Source organism: Corynebacterium sp. HMSC067D03, assembly GCF_001811185.1.
Taxonomy (GTDB): domain Bacteria; phylum Actinomycetota; class Actinomycetes; order Mycobacteriales; family Mycobacteriaceae; genus Corynebacterium; species Corynebacterium coyleae.
The window spans coordinates 96113-96765 of the sequence record NZ_KV803842.1; the positions used below are offsets into that span (position 1 = coordinate 96113).

Here is a 653-nt window from a genome sequence, read left to right on the forward strand (position 1 = left end):
CGAAACGGCAAACGCACCCTGCACTTAACCTATGATGAGCGGGAGATCTCCGATATGGAGCATGCCGGGCGGTTAGGGATTGATCAGGATCGTCCGGCTGCACCCCAGATTGCCGAAAACCTCATTGGGATTTTCTTCGGCGACGGCAAGGTGGCGACCGCAGCGCCGCGTCCGACGGTGTTAGTGCCGTTGCCGGATTACTTACGCATCCTCGACGGCAACGGCGATGACGTTCTACTCGCCATGACTGATGGCACCACCATGACGGGTGCGGAGTTTTTGGCCGCCCAGTTCGGTGATGCGTTGGAGGTGGCGGCGTTTCATCCGCAGGCCGGTGCGGTGAATCTGTACCGCACGCAACGTTTGGCGAATCAGAAGCAGCGCGATTTGGCCAAGTTGGTCTCGCCGGTGTGTGCGTTTCCTGGCTGTCGTCACGGAGCAGACAACTGCGAGCTGCATCACGTGGAGGCGTGGCGGCATGGTGGGGAGACCAATATTGGCAACCTGGCGCCGCTATGTAGGTATCACAACCGGGTCAATGATGATGATCCGTGGCGTAAGAAACGGGGCCGGATCGTGATGATCCGGGGTGCCCCGGTATGGATTTCGCCCCGCGGGTATCCGGTGAAAAACACCAACCGCGGGGCAATGGA

At 59.9% G+C, this 653-nt stretch carries 1 protein-coding gene; it reads left to right on the forward strand.

Going from position 1 to position 653, the window contains the following annotated elements:
• A partial coding sequence (locus tag HMPREF2785_RS12395; RefSeq protein ID WP_141750688.1) for an HNH endonuclease signature motif containing protein occupies positions 1-653 on the forward strand: 653 nt, incomplete at both ends.